Source organism: Blautia sp. KLE_1732_HM_1032 (assembly GCF_025147905.1).
Lineage (GTDB): Bacteria > Bacillota > Clostridia > Lachnospirales > Lachnospiraceae > Blautia_A > Blautia_A fusiformis.
In genome coordinates this window covers 2,937,851-2,963,813 of record NZ_CP102266.1, presented here as the reverse complement: position 1 = coordinate 2,963,813, position 25,963 = coordinate 2,937,851, and the positions used below count along the sequence as shown (strand labels likewise).

The window sequence follows — 25,963 nt, the reverse complement described above, 5'->3', positions numbered from 1 at the left end:
ATTCAGATGAAAGAGATAGCAGAAAAATTTCAGAAATTTGGTGTGGTTCCGGTTGTAGTGCTGGAAGATACAAAAGATGCAGTACCGCTGGCAAAGGCTCTGGTTGAGGGCGGCCTTCCATGTGCAGAGGTGACATTCCGCACAGAAGCAGCAGAAGAGTCTATCCGTCTCATGGCAGAGCAGTTCCCGGAAATGCTTGTGGGAGCAGGTACCGTACTTACAACAGAACAGGTAGACGCGGCTGTTGGCGCCGGAGCAAAATTTATCGTAAGCCCGGGCTTTGATCCTAAGATCGTAGACTATTGTCTGGAAAAAGACATTCCTGTTTTCCCGGGATGTATTACACCATCTGAGGTTGCACAGGCAGTGAAAAGAGGTCTTAAGGTAGTAAAATTCTTCCCGGCAGAACCGGCAGGCGGAATTTCAATGATCAAGGCTATGGCAGCTCCTTATACAGGAATCCGTTTTATGCCTACCGGCGGGATCAATGCGAAAAACCTTGAGGACTATCTTTCCTGTGACAAAATCCTCTGCTGCGGCGGAAGCTGGATGGTAAAAGGAGATCTTGTGAAGGCAGGAGAATTTGACAAAATAAGAGAACTGACAGCAGAAGCAAAAAAGCTTGCGGATTCCATAAGAAAGTAATCAAACTTAATACACATATTCAATAAAAAAAGCAGAACCCTGTACAACCAGGCAGAGTTCTGCTTTTTTGTCAATTATTGTGAAAATAGATCAATGAAGCAGGATCGGCAGAAGCTTTTTCCGCTTCAGCTGCCAGATCAGCTGCAGGACCCGCAGAAGGTTTTCGAAGATCCATTCGGTAAAGATAAAAGATCCCACCGAAGAAACCGGGAATCAGTCCGGCGTATCCACCGGCACATAAGATCACAGTCAGCTTCACCATCAGTTCTGTCTGAAGTTCCAGACAAACAAGTAATCCTGCAAGAATTCCGGCTACACTCCATCCAACTGTCAAAAGTGCAAGAAAAACAGCTGGCGCAGGGGCCTTTTTTAAATTTTGATCTAAGTGATTCCACAGTACTTTATACATAATCCATTCCTCCTGTTTTGCTGGAATTATACTTCTGCTGTTGTCAGCAACAGTCAGCCATAATATTGATTTCCTTTATCTGTCTGTATTATAGAAAAGAAATGTAAAATACAAATGCGCAGGAATGAAAAATCTTTGTAAAATATAAGTAGAAATTGCATTTTGAATTAAGAACCGATATACTTATAAATATAGTTATTGATAATATTCGATCACAGCCGAAAACATTTTTCTACAGCTGTGATACGTGAGTGAGAGAATTAAAAGGGGGCAGATAAAAGCCCCCTGAAATCATATAGAGAGTAAAGAGGAGGGGTGGAAATGGAGCATACGGAAGACTATGTGAAGCTGGAGAATGTATCCAAAATCTATGGCTCAAAAGAAGTGAAGATCATAGCTGTGGATGAGATCAGCTTCCGGATAAAAAAAGGAGAATTTGTGGTTGTGGTAGGACCAAGCGGTGCCGGAAAGACAACGGTGCTGAATATCTTGGGCGGAATGGATAAGGCCACATCCGGCAATGTTTGGATCGATGGAAAAAATATTGCAAAATATACAGACCGGCAGCTGACCGGATACCGGCGGGAGGATATTGGATTTGTATTCCAGTTTTATAATCTGGTGCCAAATCTGACTGCATTGGAGAATGTGGAGCTTGCGCTTCAGATCTGTAAGGATCCTCTGGATGCCAGGACAGTTCTGGAGGAAGTAGGGCTGAAGGAGAGACTGACCAATTTTCCGGCACAGTTATCCGGCGGTGAGCAGCAGAGAGTTTCCATAGCCAGAGCGCTGGCGAAGAATCCAAAGCTTCTGCTCTGTGATGAACCTACAGGAGCGTTGGATTATCAGACCGGCAAGGCAATCCTGAAGCTCCTTCAGGATACCTGCAGGGAACGGGGCATGACGGTTATTGTCATTACTCACAACTCTGCATTGACACCTATGGCCGACCGTGTGATCAAGATCAAAAACGGCAAGGTTTCCAGGATGACTGAAAATGCACATCCCACACCAGTGGAAGAGATTGAATGGTAGGTGACGGAATGAAGGCATTACACAAAGATTTCTGGATGGAGATCCGGAAAAGTAAAGCACGTTTTATCTCGATCTTTCTGATCGTGGCACTGGGTGTTGCATTTTTTTCCGGGATCCAGGCGTCTTCTCCGGATATGAGATATTCAGGAGATGCTTATTATGAAGCAGCAAAGCTGATGGATCTGAAGATCCAGGGAACACTGGGACTGACGCAGCGTGATGTAAAAGCGGTATCGGATATTGACGGTGTGGAACTGGCTGAGGGCGGTTACTCTACGGATGTTATGAGTGGAGAGGACGATGCCAGGAAGGTTCTTCATCTGGAAGCCATCAGCAGCAATTTTAATCTGCTCACAGCAGATGAAGGAAGGATACCGAAAAAAAGCGGTGAGATTTTTCTCGACAAGCCATTTGCAAAGAATCGGGGGTATAAAATCGGGGATACCATATCTGTCAGTGAGGATGGAGACAGTGAGCTTCTGAAAAAAACAACCTATACAGTTGTGGGAATTGGAAGCAGCCCTCTTTATATTTCATTTAACAGAGGAAATACGACTCTTGGATCGGGTGAGGTCAGCGGCTTCGGATACATTCTTCCAGAGGATTTTGAACAGGAAGCTTTTACCCAGATCTATATTATGGTTCATGAATCCGGGGATGTGATCAGCTATACCGATGCCTACGACAATCTTATCAAAAAGATCCGGAAACGCGTGGAAGGTATCGAAAAAGAACAGTGCAGCCTGCGCTACGAGGAGATCGTCGCAGAAGCCAATGAAAAACTGGATGATGCCAGAAAAGAGCTTGAGGACGGAAAGAAGGAATCCGAGGAAAAGCTTGGCGACGCGAAGAAAAAGCTGGATGATGGGAAGAAGAAGTATGAGGATGGAAAAAAAGAGTACGAAGATGGAAAACAGCAGCTCAGTGATGCAAAAAAGGAGCTGACCGATGGAAAACAGCAGCTTGCTGACGGAAGAAAGCAGATTGAAGATGGATGGTCTCAGCTTAACAGCGCAAAACAGCAGGTGGAAGACGGTCTGTCCCAGTTAAATGCTGCCAGATCCCAGCTTGCCGACTCCGAAGCACAGATAAATGAGAAGCAGGCAGAGCTGACTGCCGGATATGAACAGCTGACTGCCGCAAAACAGCAGGTAAGTGACGGCGAGGCCCAGCTCCGGGAAGCGGAAAAAACACTGGAAAGCAAACAGGCTGAGCTTGACAGTGGAAGAGAACAGTTGGAAAAGGGAAAGAATACGATCAAAGAAACAAAGGCTGCTCTCACCAGTCAGAAAGAACAGTGTGAGGCAGGACTTGTACAGGTTTCCGAGGGCGAATCCCAGATCAGTTCCAGTGAAGAAGCCCTTTCCGGGCAGCAGGCACAGCTGGATGAACTGACCAGTCAGAAAGAGGCATTAAGCAGTCAGGCGGCGGAGCTGCAGGCGCAGTATGATGCTGGTGCGGAAGCAGGAAAAACCGAGGAAGAGCTGGCGGAGCTTTCCACGCAGATCCAGACTTTAAATGGTCAGATCAGTGCAATGGAAGAACAGATAAATGCCGGTCAGGCACAGATCGACGGGGCGCAGGCAGAGCTTACTGCAAAAAAATCAGAGCTGGCCCAGACAAGAGCTACCTTGGAGAGCAGCCTTGGTCAGATCAATGAGGGCTTCAGCCAGATCAAGGAACAGGAAGAGACACTTTCCCAGACAGAAGCACAGCTGAACGCAGGCCAGGAAGAACTGGATAAAGGGAAAAAAGAGCTGGAAACAAAGAAAGCTGAGCTTTCAGCGGCAAAAGAAGAAATTGCGGCAAACCAGGCAACTCTGGATGATGGCCAGAGCCAGCTGGATTCGGCCAGAGCCCAGCTCAGCTCAGGGCGGCAGCAGCTGGAGGAAAAACAGGCCCAGTTAAATGCCGGTCAGGCAGAGATCCAGGCCAATACAGAAAAGCTTACCAGCAGTCAGGCAGAACTGGATGCAAATGAACAGAAGCTCCTGGATGGTGAAAAAGAGATCCGGGAAAATGAACAGAAATTAAAAGACGCCAAAAAAGACCTGGAGGACGCCAAAAAGAAGCTTTCCGATGGAAAGAAAGAATATCAGGACGGCAAAAAAGAAGCCGATGACAAAATTGCGGAAGCCCAGCAGAAGATCGAGGATGCCCAGAAAGAGGTGGATGATATTGAAACACCGGAGTGGATCGTCACGGACCGCAATGACCTTCCAGAATATTCGGATTTTGGTGATAACGCAGAGCGACTGAAAAACATCGGAAAGGTTTTTCCGATGATATTCTTCCTTGTAGCGGCTCTGATCAGTCTTACCACGATGACACGAATGGTGGAGGAACAGCGAACCCAGATCGGAACCATGAAAGCGCTGGGATACGGAAAAGCATCCATTGCATCCAAGTATCTCAGCTACGCATTTCTGGCTACAGTAGGTGGAAGTATCGCAGGAGTACTTTTCGGAGAAAAGGTTCTTCCGTTTATCATTATCCAGGCGTATGGAATCATGTACTGGAATATTGGCGATCACATGCAGCTGGATTATGAGTTACAATATGCACTGATCGCTTCCGGGGCAGCGGTGATCTGTACTATGGGCGCTACACTGTTTTCCTGCGCAAAAACCCTGGCAGAAACACCGGCATCTCTGATGCGTCCGCCTGCACCGAAAGAAGGAAAACGGATCCTTATTGAACGGATCAGCTTTATCTGGAAGCATCTGAGCTTTTCCTGGAAATCGTCCATGCGAAATCTCTTCCGTTATAAAAAGCGTCTTTTTATGACCATTTTCGGAATTGCAGGAAGCATGGGACTGATGCTTGTAGGATTCGGACTTTATGACTCCATTATGGATATTGCGATTCTCCAATATGACCAGATCCAGCACTATGATGCCATGGTGATCAATGATGAGGATGCCACAGACAGCCAGGAAAAGGATCTTCTGAAATTTCTGGACGGAAACAGCGAGATCGATCACTATACCCGTGTGCAGCTCACCAAGATGACGGCACCAAAAGAAAAGGGAAGTGTCAGTATCTATGTGTATGTTCCGGAAAATACGGAAAATTTTAAAGAGGATGTAACATTACGTGACAGAAAGTCCCACGAGCAGTATGAGCTTACCGATGATGGAGCGGTGATCTGTGAAAAAACGGCTTCTCTTATCGGTGTGAAAGCAGGAGACAAGATCACCCTGGAGAAAGACAACAGAAAGTATAAAGTAAAGATCACTGCTGTCACAGAGAACTATATGGGACATTACGTTTACATGACCCCATCCTGCTATGAAAAAACATTCGGGGAGAAACCGAAGTATTCAAGTACAGTATATACTATGAAAGAGGATGCAGAGAGTGATCTGGAAACTCTTGGAAATGCGATCCTGAAATATCCGGCAGCTTTAAGTATCAGCTATACAAGCAGCACAGCAGGTCAGGTAGAGCGAATGCTGGGATCCCTCGGAGCGGTGATCTGGGTCCTGATCATTTCTGCCGGAATGCTGGCATTTGTGGTACTGTATAATCTGAACAACATCAATATCACAGAGCGGCAGAGAGAGCTTGCAACATTGAAGGTCCTGGGATTTTATGATGGCGAGGTTTCCCAGTATGTATTCCGGGAAAATATCCTGCTGTCCTTCATAGGGATTCTGGCAGGCGCAGTGTTTGGAATCCTCCTTCACCGATATGTGATCACAACCGTTGAGGTAGATGCGGTGATGTTCGGAAGAAATATCAAGCCAATAAGCTTTGTTTACAGTGGAATCATTACCTTTGGGTTCTCCATGTTTGTAAATATGGTGATGCATTTTAAGCTGAAAAAGATCAATATGGTAGAGTCACTGAAGAGCGTGGAATAAAATAATGAAATGCCAGAAAGATCTTCGTATCCGGAAATATGTGAAATCCCAGGAAAAGCAGGCCTCTGTCTTGACAAAAAAAGAAAATTTCATTATAGTAGGAACATGGCAAAGGCGTTGAATAAGAGGAGTATGCAGATCTACGCTGACAGAGAGAAATGCACAGACGCAAGAGAAGCGCAGGCTGAAAGGCATTTTCAGATGGAGGACTGCAGAAGGTAGCTTAGGAGCCGGGAAACTGAAAGCAGAAATGCAGAACAGATGCAGATGCTGCTGTGTAGGTTTTCACGTACCCCGCGTTAAGGGACAAGAGATAGACGGGAATAACAGATGTTTTTTCCGGATAATGAAGGTGGTACCGCGAGAATGATCGCCCTTCGCACATTAGTTATTGGCTTTTGTGTGGAGGGCGTGTTTTTTCTTGCAGAGAACAGGAGCATTTTAAGGTTCCTATAATCAGAAAGATTCAGGAGGAAAACATGAGTAAAGAACTTGCAAAGACTTATGATCCCAAGGGTATTGAGGATCGTCTGTACAAAAAATGGATGGATAACGGATACTTCCATGCAAAAGTTAATCCGGACAAAAAACCTTTTACAATTGTAATGCCGCCGCCCAATGTAACCGGACAGCTGCATATGGGACATGCACTGGATGAGACCATGCAGGATATCCTAATCCGTTTCAAAAGAATGCAGGGCTATGAGGCTCTCTGGCAGCCGGGAACTGACCATGCAGCCATCGCTACAGAGGTTAAGGTAACAGAGAAGCTTCGTAAGGAAGGGATTGACAAGAACGAGATCGGCCGTGACGAATTTATGAAACATGCCTGGGCATGGAAAGAGGAGTACGGCGGAAAGATCATCAATCAGCTGAAAAAGCTGGGAGCATCTGCAGACTGGGAGCGTGAGCGCTTTACCATGGATGAGGGCTGCTCCAAGGCTGTTCAGGAAGTATTTATCCGCCTTTATGAGAAAGGCTATATCTACAAAGGCTCCAGGATCATCAACTGGTGTCCGGTATGCCAGACCTCTATTTCTGATGCAGAGGTTGTGCATGAAGACCAGGACGGATTTTTCTGGCACATCAATTATCCCATCGTAGGTGAGGAAGGACGTTTTGTTGAGATCGCGACCACTCGTCCGGAGACACTTCTCGGAGATACAGCAGTTGCTGTAAACCCGGAGGATGAAAGATATAAAGACCTTGTAGGAAAGATGCTGAAGCTTCCTCTTACAGACAGAGAGATCCCGGTTATTGCCGATGAGTATGTTGACAAGGAATTCGGAACAGGCTGCGTTAAGATCACACCGGCACACGACCCCAACGACTTTGAGGTTGGACGCCGTCATAACCTTGAGGAGATCAACATCTTAAATGATGATGCTACCATCAACAGCCTTGGCGGAAAATATGCAGGTATGGACCGCTACGAGGCACGTAAGGCCATGGTAGAGGACCTGAAGGAGCAGGGACTTCTTGTAAAGGTTGTTCCGCACAGCCACAGTGTTGGTACGCATGACCGCTGCGGTACAACAGTAGAGCCGATGATCAAACCACAGTGGTTTGTAAAAATGGATGAAATGGCAAAAGCAGCCATCAAGACTCTGGACGACGGAAACCTTCAGTTTGTTCCGGCACGTTTTGACAAGACTTACCTGCACTGGCTGGAGAACATCCGCGACTGGTGTATTTCCCGTCAGCTCTGGTGGGGACACAGGATCCCGGCTTATTACTGCGACGAGTGCGGTGAGATGGTGGTTGGAAGAGAGATGCCGGAGAAATGCCCGAAATGCGGATGCACACATATGCATCAGGATGAGGACACTCTGGATACCTGGTTCAGTTCCGCACTGTGGCCGTTCTCCACACTTGGATGGCCGGATAAGACACCGGAGCTTGAGTATTTCTATCCTACAGATGTTCTGGTAACCGGATATGATATCATCTTCTTCTGGGTTATCCGTATGGTATTCTCCGCACTGGAGCAGACCGGTGAGACACCGTTCCACCATGTACTGATCCACGGTCTGGTACGTGACTCACAGGGACGTAAGATGAGTAAGTCTCTTGGAAACGGTATCGATCCGCTGGAGGTTATCGACAAATACGGCGCAGATGCCCTTCGTCTGACACTGATGACAGGTAATGCACCTGGAAATGATATGCGTTTCTACTGGGAGCGTGTAGAATCCAGCCGTAACTTTGCAAATAAGATCTGGAATGCTTCCCGTTTCATTATGATGAACCTGGAGGGCAAGACAGTAACAGCGCCGGAAGACCTGAACGCACTGTGCAACGAGGATAAATGGATCCTTTCCAGACTGAACACAGTGATCCGTGATGTTACTGAGAATATGGATAAATATGAGCTTGGAATTGCCGTACAGAAGGTCTATGATTTCCTGTGGGATGAGCTCTGTGACTGGTATATCGAGATGGCAAAGGTAAGACTGTGGAAGGCAGAGGAAAACCCGGCAGCAGCAAACGATGCACTGTGGACACTCCGCACTGCGCTGACACAGGGACTGAAGCTTCTTCATCCGTTCATGCCGTTTATCACAGAAGAGATCTACTGTACACTGCTTCCGGATGAAGAGTCCATCATGATCTCTGACTGGCCGGTATACAGAGACGAGATGGATTTTGCAGATGCTGAGAAAGCAGTTTCAAGCTTCCAGGAGGTTGTACGTGGAATCCGTAACACCAGAAACGAGATGAACGTACCGCAGAATAGAAAGACCAATATCTACATCGTAGGCAAGGATGCAGAGTGCTGTGCACGTTTTGAGTCCTGCAAGAAATCCTTTACAAACCTTGCGTTTGCAAAAGAGATCCACGTACAGCAGGATAAGAACGGAATCGGTGAGGATGCGGTATCCATCGTTGTGGCAGACGGTGTGGTTTATCTGCCGCTGGAGGATCTGATCGACCGTGAAAAAGAAATCGAACGTCTCACAAAAGAGCAGGAGCGACTTACAAAAGAAATCGCACGCTGCGAGGGAATGCTGAACAATCCGAATTTTGTGAACAAGGCACCTGCAGCCAAGGTAGAGGCAGAGAAGGAGAAACTTGAGAAATACAAAGAGATGAAAGAGAAAGTGAACCTGCAGTTAACACAGATGGTGAAATAACGAAGGAGTGTTTTAATGAAGTGGTGTAACTTTTTCAATAAGATTTCGCTGATACTTCAGGCTCTGGGCTGTGCAGTCCTGTACTTTGTGATCGAGGCCATATGCAGGCACTCGTTCACAGAGGCGTGGACCTACATGACCACAAGGCCGCTTGTATTTGCTTATAATGCAGCGTTTATCTTTACGACGATGCTGATTGTTTATCTCTTCCGAAAGAGAATTTTCTGGCGTATCTTTGTGGGCAGCTTATGGCTGTTTCTGGGAATCGTAAACGGTGTGCTTCTTCTCAATCGTGTCACACCGTTTACAGGACCGGATGTGAAGAATCTGACAGATGGTCTCAGTATTGCAAAAAAATATCTGACCCATACCCAGATGACCATAGGTGCAGTTCTTCTGGGAATTGCGGTTCTGATCCTTCTGATCATCCTGATAAGGTCGCCGAAGTACAGAGGCAAGCTGAAATACAAGGTGAATATTCCGTTGGTCCTGGTCGGGGTCCTTGCCTTTGGAGGAATTACACAGCTTGCTCTGGAAAAAAGAGTTCTTTCCAATTATTTTGGAAACATTGCCATAGCTTATGAGGATTACGGATATCCTTACTGTCTGGCAACGACGATCTTTAATACCGGAATCAGTGCCCCGAGAGACTATTCCAAAAGCGAGATCAAAAGGATCGAGAAGTCGGAAGAAAATCTTCCGGAAACGAAAGAAGGCAGTCATCCGAATATTCTGTTTTTACAGCTGGAGTCCTTTTTTGATCCTACGCTGGTAAATTATCTGGAGCTGTCAGAAGATCCTATCCCGAATTTCAGAAAGCTGATGAAGGAGTATTCCTCCGGATATTATAAGGTACCTTCCGTAGGAGCCGGAACCGCAAATACTGAGTTTGAATCCATTACCGGAATGAGCCTTCATTATTTTGGACCGGGAGAGTATCCTTACAAGAGTATCCTTAAGGAAACTACCTGTGAGAGCGCACCGTATGTTCTGAAGAATCTGGGCTATACTGCTCATGCAGTACATAATAATGAGGCGAATTTCTACGGAAGAAGAAGTATTTTTCCGAATCTGGGATTTGATACCTTCACTTCGGCAGAGTATATGAAGGATGAAAACCAGAAGAACCCGTTGGGCTGGACCAAGGACAGTGTCCTCACCGATGAGATCGTCAAGTGTCTGGATTCTACAGAAGGGCCTGATTATGTATATACTATTTCCGTACAGGGACATGGAGATTATCCTTCAGAACCGGTACTGGAAAATCCGGAGATCACAGTTTCCGGGGCACCTACTGACGAGCTGAATAATAAGTGGGAGTATTATGTAAATCAGATCCATGAGATGGATAATTTTGTCAAAGAGCTGACTGACAGGCTGGCAGATTATCCGGAGGATGTGGTACTGGTCATGTATGGTGATCATCTGCCGACCATGGGACTGACCGTGGAGGATGTGGAGAATAAATATCTGTTCCAGACAGAGTATGTGATGTGGGATAATTTCGGACTTAAGAAAAAGAAAGAAAATCTTGCGGCATACCAGATGGCAGCAGAGGTTATGGACCGTGTAGGTATCCATGAGGGAAATGTTTTCAAGTATCATCAGGCAAGAAGAAACACCAAAAATTATCAGGTGGATCTGGAGACCCTGCAGTACGATCTTCTCTACGGAAAGCAGTATACATATGACGGAGCGAATCTTTTTGAGCGGACAAAGATGCGTATGGGAATCTATGATACCACGCTGGATTCCATTCAGGTTGTGTCTGAGACGGATCACACCTATTATATCCAGGGAACAAACTTTACGCCGTCCAGCCAGGTGAAGATCAACGGAGAATGGTACGATACGGTTTACGTGAATCCTACCAAGCTGATCATTACCGGAAAGGAACTGGATGATTTTGACCGGCTCTCGGTAGTGCAGCGAAGCAACAGTTCCACAAGAAAGGCCATGACAAAGAGCCATGACCGGGCGGTCTATGCGCTGCTCGCTGACAGCAAGTGGAAGCTTGACAGTGAAAAGAGCAGTTCTGATACAGGGTCAATGGAGGAAACGGATACAGCGTCAGAAACGGAATCCACAGAAGATTCCGGTGAAGAAAACAGTACAGACAACCAGTAAATGGCATAGAAAAGATACTCCGATACAAAAAATGTCGGATAAAATATTACGATTAGGACTGGACATCTTCCACCACTATTATATAATGGTATCGTAACGAACAGGAGGGGAGAAGCTTTTCTCCCCAAAAGTTCTTTACGAATACATTATAGATAAGTGATGGTTTTTTTTATGAATTACGAAGAAGCAGTTGCGTATATTGAAGATATACCGAGATTTACTACTAAGAACAGCCTGGACCATACCAGAGAATGCTTAAGAAGACTTGGAGATCCGCAGAGGAAATTCCGTGTGATCCATGTGGCAGGAACCAACGGAAAGGGAAGTACCTGTGCTTTTATCACATCGGTCCTTCGGGAAGCAGGATATTCCTGCGGACTTTTTACATCTCCTCATCTGGTGGAGATCAACGAGCGTTTTCAGATCAACGAGGAAGTGATCGATGACGATACTTTCCTTCGTGCTTTTGAAAAAGTTAAAAAGCTTTCCGATGAGCTGGTTGCGGAGGGAAGCTATCATCCCACCTATTTTGAGACACTCCTTCTGATGGGAATGGTGATCTTTGCAGAAGCCGGCGTGGATTATGTAACACTGGAGACCGGTCTTGGCGGACGTCTGGATGCAACCACTGCTGTGGAGGATCCGGCAGCCTGTGTGATCACATCCATCAGCCTCGATCATATGCAGTATCTTGGAAATACAGTTTCCGAGATCGCAGGAGAGAAGGCAGGGATCATGGTGCCGGGTGTTCCGGTGATCTACGATGGAAATGATCCGGATGCGGCCGGAGTGATGCGTGAGCATGCAGAGAAGCTGGGATGTCCATATTATGAGCTGAAACGGGAAGACACAGAGATCCATAAGATCACAAAGGACGGAATCCGATTTTCTCTTAAGGACGAGACATATGGCGATACCGTATTTGATATACCGTTTATCGCCCGTTATCAGGTTATGAATGCAGCTCTTGCGGTGAAAACCATTCAGGTACTGGAAGATCAGATTCCGGTATCTCTGGAGGCTCTGAAGGCTGGTATGGCAAAAACACGCTGGCAGGGAAGGATGGAAACGGTTCTTCCGGGTGTGATCGTGGATGGCGCACATAACGAAGACGGTGTTGAGAAGTTTGTAGAGACAGCAGAACATTTCCAGAAGGAATTTCCTCTGACTCTGCTGTTTTCCGCAGTGGATGACAAGGACTATACGGATATGATCCGCACGATCTGTAGCAGGATCCGTTTTCGACATGTGATCGTCACACAGGTAGGCGGATACCGTAAAGTTCCGGTAGAAGAGCTTGCGGAGATCTTCCGTGAAGACGGAGTACCGGAAGTGGAAGCAATAGAGGATGTTCCAGCAGCTTTTGAACGGGCAGTAAAGGAAAAAGGTGAGGATGGAATGCTGTTCTGTGTAGGATCCCTTTATCTGGTCGGTGAGATCAAGGCTGTGATCAGGAGGAAAAAATTATGATCGATTACGAAGAGGAACTGAAGAAATTTGAACCATGTCTGGATGTGGCAGATGTAGAAGGTGTCATTTATGACCGGGAGATCACAGATATCATGGATGTACTCCAGGAGATGCTGCGTGAGGTCAAGAGCAACAGACGTGTAAGATAAGGAGAAGTGGATGAACTGCATAAACTGTGGAGCGTTCCTGACGGATACAGATCTGGATTATTGTCCGCACTGTGGAGCCAATGTACTGATCCAGAAGAAGGTGGATTATCTTTCCAAGCTTTATTATAATCAGGGGCTGGAAAAAGCCAGCATCCGGGATCTGTCCGGGGCGATCAGCTGTCTGAAGCAAAGTCTTGCTTATGACAAACGGAATATCCGTGCAAGAAATCTTCTTGGTCTTGTATATTTTGAGACCGGTGAGGTGGTTGCCGCACTGAGTGAGTGGGTCATCAGCAAGAATATCCAGAAGAACCGAAATCTGGCTTCAGAATATATTGCCAGGCTTCAGGCAAACCAGAACAAACTGGAAACAATCAACGAAAGCATCAAGAAATATAACAATGCCCTCGCCATGTGCAGGGAAGGCCATGAGGATATGGCGGCCATCCGCCTGAAAAAGATCCTGTCCCAGAATCCCAAGCTGATCAAGGGGTATCATCTTCTTGCTCTGATCCAGATGAAGAATCAGGAGTGGAATAAGGCGAGAAGAACCCTGAAAAAAGCAGCCAGGATCGACAAGACCAATACCACCACACTTCGTTTCCTGCGTGAAGTTGACGAGCAGACGGGTGTTACCACAAAGATGGAAAAACGGCGTAAGGGCTTGTTTGGAAATGAAAAAAATGAGAATGATAATATTTCAGGAGAAATCGTTGTAAGGCCGTCGTCTTATAAAGAAAGATCAAAGATATCACTTTTCTTTACCACGGTACTTGGATTTGCGGCAGGGGCGGCAGCATTCTGGCTCCTTGTACTGCCGGCTGTGAAACAGGATATTTACAGGCAGGCCAATCAGCAGATCATACAGTACAGTGATTCTCTTTCCAGCCAGAGCGTGGAGCTTACCAAAGCTCAGGGAGAAGCTGCCCAGTCCAGTGATACGGCAGATGCAGTTGCCAAGCAGGCAGAGGAAGAGCAGAAACGCAGTCAGAGCTATGAGGCTTTGTTTAATGCATATACTGCCATGCAGCAGGAGGATCTGGATACAGCGGCGCTGGAACTACAGAAGGTATATGTGGATACACTGTCAGATTCTGCAAAGGGGATTTACAGTACTATCAGCGGAAAGACCGGTGTAAGCGGGATCGGGAGCGGAGCTTCTGACGGAACGTCCAGTGCTGACAGCAGTACAGATGGAACAGCTGAAGCTGGAGCGGATGCCGCAGCTTCGGATGGAGAAGATACACAGAGCTCTGACGGAGATTCCGGAGAAGACAGCAGCTACAGTGACGGAGGATATGAGGATTCCTCTTACGATGGAGGTTATACAGAATAAAAAATATCATAATTCATACAGAGGAGAAACCTCGGATAAGGGGAATGTGCGTTGGCGCATTCCTCTTTTTTTACCCTTTGGTCATGAGAAATGGAATAAAAAATCAAAAATGGGGGAATGATAGAATGACATCAGGTTTTGAAAAATCCGGAACCGTGCTGACTGTACATCTTCCGGCGGAACTGGATCATCCGGCTTCTGATGAGATCCGGAGAGATTCAGACCGGATTATTGGACATAACTATATAAAAAATATGATTTTTGATTTCTCAGAGACCGTTTTTATGGACAGTTCCGGGATCGGTCTGCTGATGGGTAGGTACCGGGCACTTGGCATGAGGGGGAAATGTGTGCAGGTTGTCAATGTGAACAGTCATATTGCAAAGCTTCTGCGGCTATCCGGAGTGGGAAAATATATTGAAATCTGTGGAATTAAAAAATCGGCAGGTGAACAGGAGGGTGTTTATGATGGAAAACACAAATGAAATGACGATCATTTTTGACAGCAGACCGGTAAATGAAGCACTGGCAAGAGTTGCTGTGGCTTCATTCTGCACACAGCTGAATCCTACGCTGGAGGAAATTTCGGATCTGAAGACCGCAGTATCGGAGGCAGTGACCAACTGCATCATACACGGGTATGAAGGAGAGATACATAAGATCCGGGTAGAATGTCGTCTCCGGGGGCAGGAGCTTCAGGTAGATGTGACAGATCACGGAGCCGGGATCCCGGATATCAAAAAAGCCATGGAGCCTCTGTTTACCACAAAGGCTGATAAAGACCGCTCCGGTATGGGGTTTACATTCATGGAGGCGTTTATGGATGAGCTTCAGGTGGAATCGGAGGTTGGCCGTGGAACTACAGTGCACATGAAAAAGATCATCAGGAGGTAACTATGGATCGTACTCTTGTCCTCATCGGGCGTGCACACCAGGGGGATAAAGCGGCAAGAGATCTTTTGTTTGAGGAAAATACAGGACTGATATACAGTGTGGCAAAGCGTTTTCTGGGACGAGGGGTGGAGATGGAGGATCTGTTCCAGATCGGCAGCATCGGACTTCTGAAAGCTGTGGATAAGTTTGACATGTCCTATGATGTGAAATTTTCCACCTATGCCGTTCCCATGATCATCGGAGAGATCAAACGTTATCTCAGGGACGACGGGATACTGAAGGTAAGCCGTTCTCTGAAGGAAAACCATTACAGGATCTATCAGGTGAGAGAAGCACTGACACGCCGGCTGGAGCGGGAACCTACGACGGGAGAAATGGCAGAGGAAATGGGAATTTCCATAGAAGAACTGGTAATGACCATGGAATCCGGTGCAGAGGTGGAATCTCTTCACAAAACGATCTATCAGGGTGAGGGAACGGAGATTTCTCTGATGGACAAGCTTCCGGAAAAAGAAAACCGGCAGGAAAAAGTACTGGACAGGATTTTTCTGGAAGAGATACTGGGAACTCTGGAGGCAAAGGAGCGGAGGCTGATCTATATGCGGTATTTTCAGAACATGACCCAGATGGAGATCGCTCATGAACTTGGCGTATCCCAGGTACAGGTATCCAGAATGGAAAAGAGGATCCTGCGCAGTCTGCAGGAATCCGCAGAGAAAAAATAAAAGAGAGCCATGAGAAATGCTGCTGTTTTCTCATGGCTCCTTTTTGTGGGCAGCAGATTTAGTCAGACTGCTGCTTTTTTATGAAAAAGTACATTTTTGTATTTGGAAAGTGCTCCAAGAAGGATCATACCGATCACACCGGCTGAGATAAATTCGCCGGCTCCTACTGTGAGCATCATAAACGGGATAGGAAGGTTAATGCCATATCCGTAACGAAGCACAAGAGGAACGATCACAATGTTGGAAACGATCGGCGGGATTGGGGCTGTCCATTTGCCTGTATTGCGAAGCTTGTAGGTAAAGAATGCACCGATAAGTGTGGCAATGCTTCCGAAAATGATGTCAACCGGAATCGCACCGCCAAGAAGATTGGCGATGATACATCCCACGAACAGTCCCGGGATGGCAGCCGGTGTGAAGAACGGAAGCACGGTCAGCGCCTCGGAAAACCGGATCTGAACTTCACCGAAGCTAAGTGGCGCGAATACCAGTGTCAGGACAACATATACAGCTGCAATGGCAGCTCCCTGTACCAGAAAATGAGTACCTTTGTTTTTCATGTTTTTTATTCTCCTTTAGTTTTGTTTTACGAGTGGAAGGTCACGAACACTCGGCACATTTATAGGCGGTGACCGCCTTGTAAGCCCTGTACGACCTTGGTTTTTGCGGGCTTTTGCAGCGAAACTGAGTATAGCATAAGGGGCGTGGAAATGCAAGGTACGATCCTGACTATTTGATAACCCTGGCCTGTGTGGACAGACCCTGGCTCTGAAACAGCTTTTTGTAAGAGGAAAGTCTGCTTGCCGGAACCTTTACAGTCAGTTTTTTGTAATTATTCTGACCTGCTCTTGTGAAGATATATTTACCTGAGCTTTTGGAAGTAAGACGTCCTGTCTGTATGGTGACAGAGGTAAGGGCCTTACAGTCACAGAAAGCTTTTGTGCCGATCGCAGAAACTCGGGAACCGATTTTTACAGTACGAAGACTTGTGCATCCCTGGAAGGCTCCGGCACCTATGCTTGTGATATTTCCTGAAATCGTTACCTGTTTCAGGTTTTTACAGTTTTTGAAGGCATTGGCTGCAATGGCTGTGACTTTGTAGGTTTTTCCGTTAGCTTTGACAGTGGCCGGAATCTTTGCAGTGACAGTATTGCGTGAACGTGGTCCCTTCAGTGCTACGGAAGTCCCGGTGGTATTGACTGTGTAGACATTATAAGCATCCCGGAATGTTTTTGCAGTCTGTGGCTTTGGTGTGGCTGCAGGAGTGATCTGGAAATTTAAGGTGATGGTTCCGTAGAAATGGTTATCACCGATGATCTTCAGGGTAGCAGTTCCTGCTTTTTTATTGTTCTGGTATGTCACATGATAATCATTGATGCCAGAAAGCTTTGCTTTTCCAAGAGTTACGGTTGGAACGGGCTTTATGTCAGAGCCTGTATAGGTATATGTTTTTTTGATCCCTGTTATAGCTGCATCGGAAATATTGCATGCATAGCTGATATTGTTTTTCTTGGCATATGTAACTGCGTAAGAGCCGTACGGAGCATGGATCTTGCAAAAATATGCATGAGAGTTGACATACCCGTAGCCGCCCCACACAGCATCCGTTCCAATGCTTTTAACAGTATCAGGTATGTTGATCCTGGATAGCTTGTCACAGTAGGCGAAAGCTTCTTTTCCGATCTTTGTGACCCCTTTCTGGATATCCACTTCTTTCAGCTCAGGAAGAGAAACAAAGGCCCTTTCGGAAATACTTGTGATCCCGGGCTTTATTATTACCTTTCTGATCTGGTTTTTGATAGCTTTCCAGGAGGAATCGTTGGAGAAGGAAAACCAGCCTTTTGTTGAAGAGACCGGGTATCGGTGGTTTTCCTCTGTGGAAATAGAAAGTGGTCCGTAGCCGGAGATCGTAAGGATACCGTTTTTGAAATTCCAGGTTGCGTTGTCACCTGCGATATGGTAAGTTTTTTTGTCAGCTTTTCCGTTGTCGGAATTAATGGAATAAAAGTTCAAGGTGTTGGAGTTTGAAGCATAATAAACGATCCTGGAATCCTTTACCACAGGCTGACAGTCAGAAATCGGAGCAGCTGTTGTAAACTCTTTGCTGAGACTCTTTCCCTTTCCGTCCACAAAAAGATAATGAAGGGTGCTGGAAGAGAGCGGATCGTTAGCGGAAGAGTTTTTCTTGTTATCGTCGGAGACGTATTCTTCCCAGGAAATCATAAAACGGTTGTCATTTATTTTGGTGATTTTTACGCCCGCAAAGCTTTTTCCTCCGCCTGTAAAGTTGGTAAGCTTCCTGGTAGTGGTTGCTTTTTCGGAAAAGTCAGACATTGGTGTGACGGACAGATAAAGGTTATGAGGCGTGTTTTCAGATACCTTATCATATTTGGACTGATCGATGGAAGTGCCAACGCATAATACACTGTCAGAGGAAACAGCCATGCCGTCAACGCTTGCGTAGCAGGCCAGTGCCCACACAGAAGTATGTGAGCCTCCGTATGGCAAAAGCTCTATGGTGGTGCAGGCAAGTGTAGTGCTGTCGTATCTGGAAAGCTTTGTACATCGTGAACCCTCACTCTGCTCCAGTACGTAGAGATAAGAACCTTGTGATTTGATATACTGTGCAAAGGAATGCCACAGATCGCAGGAAACGATCTTTCCTTTCATGGTTGCCTGGTCGATCTCGGCCATAAGGAAGCCCTGATGTCCCTGACCGACAGAGGGATCCACATATCCTTCGTGACCGGTAACAACATAGAGTTTGCCGTTGCTTTCTGTCATTTCCACACAGCCATAGTCAAAGGGCGTGCGGACCTCACCGCCAAAAAGCTCCGGGTTACTGGTAATTGCTGCTGCACCGTTCCGGTTCCAGTTTGTATCGTAGCGGATAACGCGGATGACCTCAGCGGAATCGTTTTCTTTGTTGTTTGTCTGGCCTTCTACCAGATAATATCCGTCAGATCCGGCATAAAAGCCACCCCACAGTGGAAGCTCCATGTTGATCTTGCGCTTGCTTCTGATCTTCAGATCATTATCGTAATATTCAACGCCGACAGAATTTTTCTGGTGGAAGACCCTCATGTATCCGCCGGAAACAGGAATAAGATCAGAGGTACGGCGTAACCTGACATTGAGATTGTCCTGTGCGGTTGGCGTAAGAGAGCCTGCCCGGGCTGTCTGTGGAAACAGGATCAGACAGAAGCAAAGACAGCAGAACAGAAATAGCAGAGATGTTAATTTTTTTAGCTTTTTCATAAGTTTCTCCTTTGTATGTGTTTTTAGATGATCTCCTGTTTAGATTATAATTCATGGGACAGAATTTACAATACAAAATCGGGAGTTATGGAACTCCCGATCCTCAGGATTTCTGTAAATTCTGTTCACAAAAACATCTTGAGGAAATACTGCTGGTGGGCAGTAACATCAGCAGCAGGAACCTTATGGAAACAGGGGCTTTTTTCTTGACAGTTTTTTGTGATATTGATAAAATATATTTCAGTATATAGGTTAAAGGGGCATTGGTTTTGATCTAAATCAATGTCTCTTTATTTTATATATCACACATATTACACCAGGGAGGTAGAAAGATGTTAAAAGTATGGATCGCAGGTGCCAACGGACAGATCGGACGGGCACTGAATGATGTTCTGGATCCAATGCAGATCGAGACTCTGAACACAGATCTTGATGAGCTGGATATCACAGACACAGATGAAGTGATCAACTTCGGTTCCATTAACCGTCCGGATGTGATCATCAACTGCACCGGTATCACAGATACCGATGAGTGTGAGAAGAATCCGGAACATGCATACCGTGTCAACGCACTGGGAGCAAGAAACTTAAGCATCGTGGCAAGAAAATGCGGGGCAAAGATCGTCCAGCTTTCCACAGATGATGTTTTCGACGGAAAGAGCAAAAAACCGTATACAGAGTTTGACGATACCAATCCGCTGACTGTTTACGGCCGTTCCAAGAGAGCCGGAGAGAACTATGTAAAAGAGTTTACACACAAACATTTCATTATCCGAAGCAACTGGGTATACGGAAAAGGCGGAAACAATTTTGTAAACCGTGTGCTGGAGACAGCAGAAAAAGGCCAGGCGCTTTCCGTTGCTTCGGATCAGTTCGGATCACCGACCAGCGCCAAGGATCTGGCAAGAATGATCCTGTATCTTATCGATACCAACGAATATGGAACTTATCACGTAACCTGCAGCGGTGTATGCAACCGTTATGAGTTTGCAACCGAGATCCTTCGCCTTGCAGGAAAGGAGATCGAACTGAGATCCGTGCCGACAGAGCAGTCAGATCTTTCTTCTGTCAGACCGCCATATGCCGTCCTTGATAATTTTATCCTCCGTATTATTGAAGTGTATGACATGCCGGACTGGAAAGCATCGCTGAAAGAATATATGGATGAAAGAGCGGAGGACTAGAATGAAAGAAAAAAATATAAAAGAGAAAACACAGCAGAAAAAGAAAATGGGCCTTACCACGAAGATCTTTGTGGCGCTGATCGCAGGTGCGATACTGGGAATCATTCTCTGTTACCTGGTTCCTGACAGCAGCTTCAAGAAAGATGTGATCGTGGAGGGAATCCTTTATGTGATCGGACAGGGATTTATCCGTCTGATGAAAATGCTGGTTGTACCGTTGGTATTCTGTTCCCTTGTCTGCGGAAGTATGTCCATCGGTGATACCAAGAAGCTTGGAACCGTAGGTGTGAGAACACTGGTATTTTATCTGGCGACTACAGCTCTGGCTGTTTCGGTTGCTCTGACGGTAGGTAATCTGATCAATCCGGGTGTGGGACTTGATATGAGCTCTATTCAGTCCTCCGCTTCCTCTGTGGAGACTATGGAGGCGACCTCTCTTACGGATACCATCCTGAATATCATTCCGGACAATCCGATCAATTCCCTGGCAAGCGGAACCATGCTTCAGGTTATCGTATTTGCCCTGATCGTGGGTGTGATCCTTGCGAAAATGGGAGAGCGCGCAGAGACAGTAGCGAACTTTTTCAGCCAGTTCAATGACATCATGATGGAGATGACCATGATGATCATGGCACTTGCACCGATCGGTGTATTCTGCCTTATCAGCAGAACCTTTGCAAACATCGGTTTCAGCGCATTTATCCCGCTGGCAAAATATATGATCGGTGTTCTCCTTGCACTGGCAATCCAGTGCTTCGGCGTATACCAGATCCTGCTGAAGATCTTCACAGGACTGAATCCGATAAAATTCATCAAGAAATTTTTCCCGGTTATGGCATTTGCATTCTCAACAGCTACATCCAATGCCACGATCCCGATGTCCATTGATACCCTGTCCAAAAAAGTGGGTGTTTCCAAGAAGATTTCTTCATTCACCATTCCTCTTGGAGCTACCATCAACATGGACGGTACCTCTATCATGCAGGGTGTTGCCGTAGTATTTGCGGCACAGGCTTTTGGTATCCACTTAAGTCCGATGGATTATCTGACAGTTATCGGAACTGCAACCCTTGCTTCCGTAGGAACTGCCGGTGTACCAAGTGTTGGTCTTGTTACCCTGACCATGGTATTTAATTCTGTAGGACTTCCGGTTGAGGCCATTGGTCTGATCATGGGTATTGACCGTATCCTGGATATGACCAGAACAGCGGTTAACATTACCGGTGATGCAGTCTGCACAACCATCGTTGCACACCAGAACCGTGCACTGGATAAAAACGTGTTCAACGAATCAAACTAAATATCCGGTTCAAAAAAAGATCCGACTCTGTCGGGTGAGAAAAAACGAAAAACGGCTGTACATATCGTAAGAGCGATATGTGCGGCCGTTTTTTTTCTGGATCAGGTAAGTCCCCTGCTTATTCCTGTTCCAGAACACCCATGACAGAGGGCAGTTCCAGCTGCTGATAGGTGTGAAGGATCTTTTCCAGCTCAAAGATGGCAGGGGTAAGAAACTTATTCTTGTGATAGACCAGCTTGAATTTCCGGTTCCATTCCCCTGCTTCGTTGCAGAAGACCCGGACTGAACGGTGACGGATCTCATGATGCATAAGACGGATGGACATAACAGAGAGCATCTGGTTATACAGCACTGCGTTCAGCAGTGCCTGCGGACTGTTGGCTTCCCAGGCAGTCCTGATCTTCAGATCATGGCGAAGGGTGTAATCTTCAAAAAGCTGTCTGGTACCGCTTCCATATTCCCGGACTGCAAATTTCTGGTTGTTCAGCTCCTGGTCATGGATGCGTCCTCTGCGGTAAAACGGATGCTTTTTTCCGGCGGCAAGGACCAGACAGTCGTCGATGATGGGAAGAACGACAAGGTCCGGGGAATGAATCTCACCTTCTACCACAGCAGCGTCCAGCTCAGAACGCAGAAGCTTCTGTTCGATATTTTGCGTGTTGGTGACAAAGGAGTAAACGTCAAGGTCCGGGATTTTTTTCTGCAGATCTAGGATAATGGATGGGGTCAGGCAGGTTCCCACAGTGAGGGTGGAGCCAAGCTTCAGGGTGGAAGACTGTCCCTGGTTCTGCATCAGCTCTTCCAGTTGCTGAAACTGGCGGATCATTTCACGGGCATGGGGAAGAAGAAGCTTTCCCCGTTCTGTGAGATAAAGCTTTTTTCCAAGACGTTCAAAGAGAAGGCCGTTATAATGAGCTTCCAGCTCACGGATGGCCTGACTGACTGTTGGCTGGGAAAGATAAAGATGTTTGGCAGCAGCACTCATGGAGCCCTGTTCCGCAACGGCCGCAAAAACAGTGAGATGGCGGATGGTCATATGGAATCTCCTTTTATTGTAAATTGGTATATAGGTAAAACCTATCATTTTTATAAAATAATATCATTTCTCAAATACATCTTCAAGTGGTATAGTAGGAAGTACGTGAAAACGATTTCAACATTGCAAAATACAGGGCAACGATACCGTGGGAAAGTATCGGAATGCCGGTGAGACCAGGAGGAGGAAATATGTCAGCATTAACTGTAAGCAAAGAGGAAGAGAAAAGACTGAAGGGGCAGGGGTTTTTAAATAACCGGGGAACCGATGAATTTTCTGCACGGGTGATCACTGTAAACGGAAAGGTGACAGCGGCACAGCACAGATGTATGGCGGAAGCAGCAGAGAAATTCGGCAACGGAAATCTTACCTACACGACCAGGCTCTCTGTGGAGATCCAGGGAATCCCCTACGAAAAGATCGAAGAGTTTCAGGAATTTATTGCGAAGGAAGGTCTGGAGACAGGAGGAACAGGAGCAAAGGTCCGACCGGTAGTATCCTGCAAGGGAACCACCTGTCAGTATGGACTTCTGGATTCCTATGCAATTTCAGAAGAGATTTTCCGGAGATTCTATAAAGGCTACCGTCAGGTTGCACTGCCGCATAAATTTAAGATCGCAGTAGGCGGATGCCCGAATAACTGTGTGAAACCAAATCTGAACGATGTGGGGATCATCGGACAGAGGATCCCGCACTTTGACAGCGAGGCCTGCAAGGGCTGTAAAAAATGTGCCATTGAAGCTGCATGTCCAAACAAAGTGGCGAAAGTCGTTGACGGGAAACTGCACATTGATGAGGAACTTTGCAGACACTGCGGAAGGTGTGTGGGAAAATGTCCGTTCCATTCCATCCCGGATGGTATCTACGGATTCAAGATCTATATCGGTGGACGCTGGGGAAAGAAAATTTCTCATGGAAAGGCCCTGAACCGGATCTTTACGTCAGAGGAAGAGGCACTGGATGTTATTGAGAAGGCAATCCTGCTTTTTAAGGACCAGGGATTAAAGGGAGAACGTTTTGCCGAGACTATAGAACGAATTGGATTCGAAAATGCAGAAAAACAATTATTGGAAAAAAATCTTCTGGAAAGAAAAATGGAAATTTTGTCCAAATAGAGATATAAAAAAACTTCCTATTATATAAGCTGTCTGAAACTGAAAAAATGCGAACAATAATATAAAAAAATTTTATTTCATTTATATAAAATTTTATTATATCACAATATTAACAAAAAACTAAGTGAAAATTCTGTTTGAAATATGCAAAATAATGTGATAAAGTATTAACAATACATGAACGGAGGTAAAAAGAGTGGAAAACTACATGTATTTGGTGCCGGTGGCAGCAGTACTGGCACTTCTGTTCGCAGCATACCTTGCAGCGAAGGTCAGCAAGCAGGATGCAGGAACAGACAGAATGAAGGAGATCGCAGGTGCGATCGCAGAAGGTGCCCGCGCCTTCTTAACAGCAGAGTACAAGATACTGGTTATTTTTGTAGCCGTACTTTTTGTACTGATCGGAATCGGAGTTGGAAGCTGGGTAACAGCAATCTGCTTCGTAGTAGGTGCTCTGTTTTCAACAATCGCAGGATACTGCGGTATGACCGTTGCAACAAAGGCTAATGTAAGAACAGCAAATGCAGCAAAAGAGGGAGGAATGAACAAGGCTCTTTCCATTGCATTCTCCGGCGGTGCTGTTATGGGTATGTGTGTTGCAGGTCTTGGTGCATTGGGTGTCAGCGTTGTGTATATCATCACAAAGAACGTTGACGTACTTTCTGGATTCAGCCTTGGTGCTTCTTCCATCGCACTGTTTGCACGTGTTGGTGGTGGAATCTATACAAAGGCAGCTGACGTAGGAGCTGACCTTGTAGGTAAGGTTGAGGCAGGAATCCCGGAGGATGACCCTCGTAACCCGGCTGTTATCGCGGATAACGTAGGTGATAACGTAGGTGATGTTGCCGGTATGGGTGCAGACCTTTTTGAGTCCTATGTAGGATCTCTGGTATCTGCTCTTACACTTGGTGCGGTAGCCGGAGCAGTTTCCGGTGTTCTCTATCCGCTGGCTATTGCAGGCTGTGGACTGATCGCATCCATCATTGCAACATTCTTTGTAAAAGGTGATGATAATTCCAATCCGCAGAAAGCCCTCACAAGAGGAAGCTATGTATCTGCAGCACTTGTTATCATCGTGTCCCTGATCCTCAGCAAGACTCTCTTCGGAGACATGAAGGCAGCCATCGCTGTGATCGCAGGTCTTGTTGTCGGTGTCATCATCGGAAACATTACAGAGTATTACACATCTGCAGATTATAAACCGGTTCAGGGAATCGGCGAGCAGTCTGAGACAGGTGCAGCTACAACTATCATCAGTGGTATCGCAGTAGGTATGAAATCTACAGCATTCCCGATCCTGCTGATCTGTGTTGGTATTTTTGTAGCATACGGTGTGGATGGATTATACGGAATCGCTCTTGCAGCAGTTGGTATGCTTTCCACAACAGGAATCACAGTTGCCGTTGACGCGTATGGACCCATCGCTGACAATGCCGGTGGTATTGCAGAGATGTCAGGTCTGGATGAGTCAGTTCGTGAGATCACAGATAAGCTTGATTCTGTAGGTAACACAACAGCAGCTATGGGTAAAGGCTTTGCGATCGGTTCCGCAGCTCTTACAGCGCTTGCTCTGTTTGTATCTTATGCGAATGCAGTAAATCTGGATGCGATCAATATCCTTGCTCCTCGTGTTACGATCGGTATCTTTATCGGTGGTATGCTTACATTCCTCTTCTCGGCCTTCACAATGGAATCCGTTTCCAAGGCTGCTTACAAGATGATCGAGGAAGTAAGACGCCAGTTCCGTGAGAAACCGGGTATCATGAAGGGTACCGAGAAACCGGATTACAAATCATGCGTTGCGATCTCCACAACAGCAGCTCTTCACGAGATGATGCTTCCTGGAATCATGGCGGTCGTTGTTCCGGTTATCGTAGGTGTTGTTCTTGGCGTTGAGGCTCTTGGAGGACTTCTTTCCGGTGCGCTTGTAACAGGTGTACTGATGGCAATCTTCATGTCCAACGCAGGTGGTGCATGGGATAATGCAAAAAAATACATCGAGACAGGTCATCATGGCGGAAAAGGCAGCGAGGCGCACAAAGCAGCCGTTGTCGGCGATACAGTCGGCGATCCGTTCAAAGATACATCAGGGCCTTCCATTAACATCCTGATCAAGCTTATGACTATTGTATCACTGGTATTTGCTCCTCTGTTCTTATCCATCGGAGGACTTCTGTAAATATCATTTCAGAAAAAAAGTAAACCCATATTATATAAAAAAAGCTCTTTGCAGAGAAATCTGCAGGGAGCTTTTTTTGTGCGACAGGCGGCGGAATTGTA

The 25,963-nt window shown here is 46.3% G+C and carries 19 protein-coding genes; 15 read left to right on the top strand and 4 right to left on the bottom strand.

All coding sequences use genetic code 11. The annotated features are described in order from the left end of the window. The first annotated feature begins 6 nt into the window (after positions 1 to 6). The gene (locus tag NQ489_RS14175) at positions 7 to 645 is read left to right on the top strand and encodes a bifunctional 4-hydroxy-2-oxoglutarate aldolase/2-dehydro-3-deoxy-phosphogluconate aldolase (protein ID WP_021650734.1); all 639 of its coding nucleotides are present in this window, start codon (positions 7 to 9) and stop codon (positions 643 to 645) included. 70 nt (positions 646 to 715) lie between these two features. On the opposite strand, the gene NQ489_RS14170 is transcribed toward NQ489_RS14175, so the two are convergent. After that, positions 716 to 1,054, bottom strand: coding sequence for a hypothetical protein (locus tag NQ489_RS14170; RefSeq protein ID WP_021650735.1), 339 nt, complete (start codon positions 1,052 to 1,054; stop codon positions 716 to 718). Positions 1,055 to 1,375: 321 nt separating this feature from the next. On the opposite strand from NQ489_RS14170, the gene NQ489_RS14165 reads away from it, so the two are divergent. The 10 genes from NQ489_RS14165 (at position 1,376) to NQ489_RS14120 (ending at position 15,790) form a co-directional block, all read left to right on the top strand. Further along, positions 1,376 to 2,089 (top strand): ABC transporter ATP-binding protein, encoded by a 714-nt coding sequence (locus tag NQ489_RS14165; protein ID WP_021650736.1) that lies wholly within the window; start codon positions 1,376 to 1,378, stop codon positions 2,087 to 2,089. 8 nt (positions 2,090 to 2,097) lie between these two features. Continuing rightward, positions 2,098 to 5,955 carry an FtsX-like permease family protein gene (locus NQ489_RS14160; RefSeq protein ID WP_227945544.1) on the top strand — a complete coding sequence of 1,286 codons (3,858 nt, stop codon included), beginning with the start codon at positions 2,098 to 2,100 and terminating at the stop codon, positions 5,953 to 5,955. 479 nt (positions 5,956 to 6,434) lie between these two features. Next, the gene (locus tag NQ489_RS14155) at positions 6,435 to 9,089 is read left to right on the top strand and encodes a valine--tRNA ligase (RefSeq protein ID WP_021650739.1); all 2,655 of its coding nucleotides are present in this window, start codon (positions 6,435 to 6,437) and stop codon (positions 9,087 to 9,089) included. Between the two features lie 15 nt (positions 9,090 to 9,104). Continuing rightward, complete coding sequence (locus tag NQ489_RS14150) at positions 9,105 to 11,216, top strand: LTA synthase family protein (RefSeq protein WP_021650740.1); 2,112 nt, start codon at positions 9,105 to 9,107, stop codon at positions 11,214 to 11,216. 171 nt (positions 11,217 to 11,387) lie between these two features. Further along, positions 11,388 to 12,686, top strand: a complete 1,299-nt coding sequence (locus NQ489_RS14145) for a bifunctional folylpolyglutamate synthase/dihydrofolate synthase (protein WP_044961009.1) — start codon at positions 11,388 to 11,390, stop codon at positions 12,684 to 12,686. Continuing rightward, positions 12,683 to 12,835, top strand: coding sequence for a hypothetical protein (locus tag NQ489_RS14140; protein ID WP_015526890.1), 153 nt, complete (start codon positions 12,683 to 12,685; stop codon positions 12,833 to 12,835). Before NQ489_RS14145 ends, NQ489_RS14140 begins: the two co-directional genes overlap by 4 nt. A gap of 10 nt (positions 12,836 to 12,845) precedes the next feature. Next, positions 12,846 to 14,171: a tetratricopeptide repeat protein gene (locus NQ489_RS14135; protein WP_021650743.1), complete on the top strand. Its 1,326-nt coding sequence runs from the start codon at positions 12,846 to 12,848 to the stop codon at positions 14,169 to 14,171. 125 nt (positions 14,172 to 14,296) lie between these two features. Further along, entirely contained in the window at positions 14,297 to 14,656 is a 360-nt protein-coding gene (locus NQ489_RS14130; protein WP_044961012.1) for an anti-sigma factor antagonist, read from the top strand. Then, complete coding sequence (gene spoIIAB / locus NQ489_RS14125; protein ID WP_015526893.1) at positions 14,640 to 15,065, top strand: anti-sigma F factor; 426 nt, start codon at positions 14,640 to 14,642, stop codon at positions 15,063 to 15,065. The genes NQ489_RS14130 and spoIIAB overlap by 17 nt, the downstream gene beginning before the upstream one ends. Before the next feature lie 2 nt (positions 15,066 to 15,067). Next, positions 15,068 to 15,790: a SigF/SigG family RNA polymerase sporulation sigma factor gene (locus NQ489_RS14120; RefSeq protein ID WP_021650746.1), complete on the top strand. Its 723-nt coding sequence runs from the start codon at positions 15,068 to 15,070 to the stop codon at positions 15,788 to 15,790. A 62-nt stretch (positions 15,791 to 15,852) separates the two neighbouring features. On the opposite strand, the gene NQ489_RS14115 is transcribed toward NQ489_RS14120, so the two are convergent. Further along, a complete protein-coding gene (locus NQ489_RS14115; protein WP_015526895.1) occupies positions 15,853 to 16,350 on the bottom strand; it encodes a QueT transporter family protein in 498 nt (165 codons plus the stop codon). A gap of 169 nt (positions 16,351 to 16,519) precedes the next feature. Next, a complete protein-coding gene (locus NQ489_RS14110) occupies positions 16,520 to 19,048 on the bottom strand; it encodes a leucine-rich repeat domain-containing protein (RefSeq protein ID WP_044961014.1) in 2,529 nt (842 codons plus the stop codon). 332 nt (positions 19,049 to 19,380) lie between these two features. Here NQ489_RS14110 and rfbD point away from each other — a divergent pair, with 332 nt between their 5' ends. Further along, positions 19,381 to 20,232 carry a dTDP-4-dehydrorhamnose reductase gene (rfbD, locus tag NQ489_RS14105; RefSeq protein ID WP_015526899.1) on the top strand — a complete coding sequence of 284 codons (852 nt, stop codon included), beginning with the start codon at positions 19,381 to 19,383 and terminating at the stop codon, positions 20,230 to 20,232. A gap of 1 nt (position 20,233) precedes the next feature. Continuing rightward, positions 20,234 to 21,532, top strand: coding sequence for a dicarboxylate/amino acid:cation symporter (locus tag NQ489_RS14100; protein WP_044961016.1), 1,299 nt, complete (start codon positions 20,234 to 20,236; stop codon positions 21,530 to 21,532). A gap of 118 nt (positions 21,533 to 21,650) precedes the next feature. Here NQ489_RS14100 and NQ489_RS14095 read toward each other — a convergent pair whose 3' ends face one another. Then, positions 21,651 to 22,568, bottom strand: a complete 918-nt coding sequence (locus NQ489_RS14095) for a LysR family transcriptional regulator (protein WP_044961017.1) — start codon at positions 22,566 to 22,568, stop codon at positions 21,651 to 21,653. 191 nt (positions 22,569 to 22,759) lie between these two features. Between NQ489_RS14095 and NQ489_RS14090 the strand changes: the two genes are divergently transcribed. Together NQ489_RS14090 and NQ489_RS14085 are read left to right on the top strand one after the other, a co-directional pair. Next, a complete protein-coding gene (locus tag NQ489_RS14090) occupies positions 22,760 to 23,683 on the top strand; it encodes a 4Fe-4S binding protein (protein WP_044961019.1) in 924 nt (307 codons plus the stop codon). Positions 23,684 to 23,879: 196 nt separating this feature from the next. Beyond that, complete coding sequence (locus NQ489_RS14085) at positions 23,880 to 25,862, top strand: sodium-translocating pyrophosphatase (protein ID WP_044961021.1); 1,983 nt, start codon at positions 23,880 to 23,882, stop codon at positions 25,860 to 25,862. Positions 25,863 to 25,963: the final 101 nt, after the last annotated feature.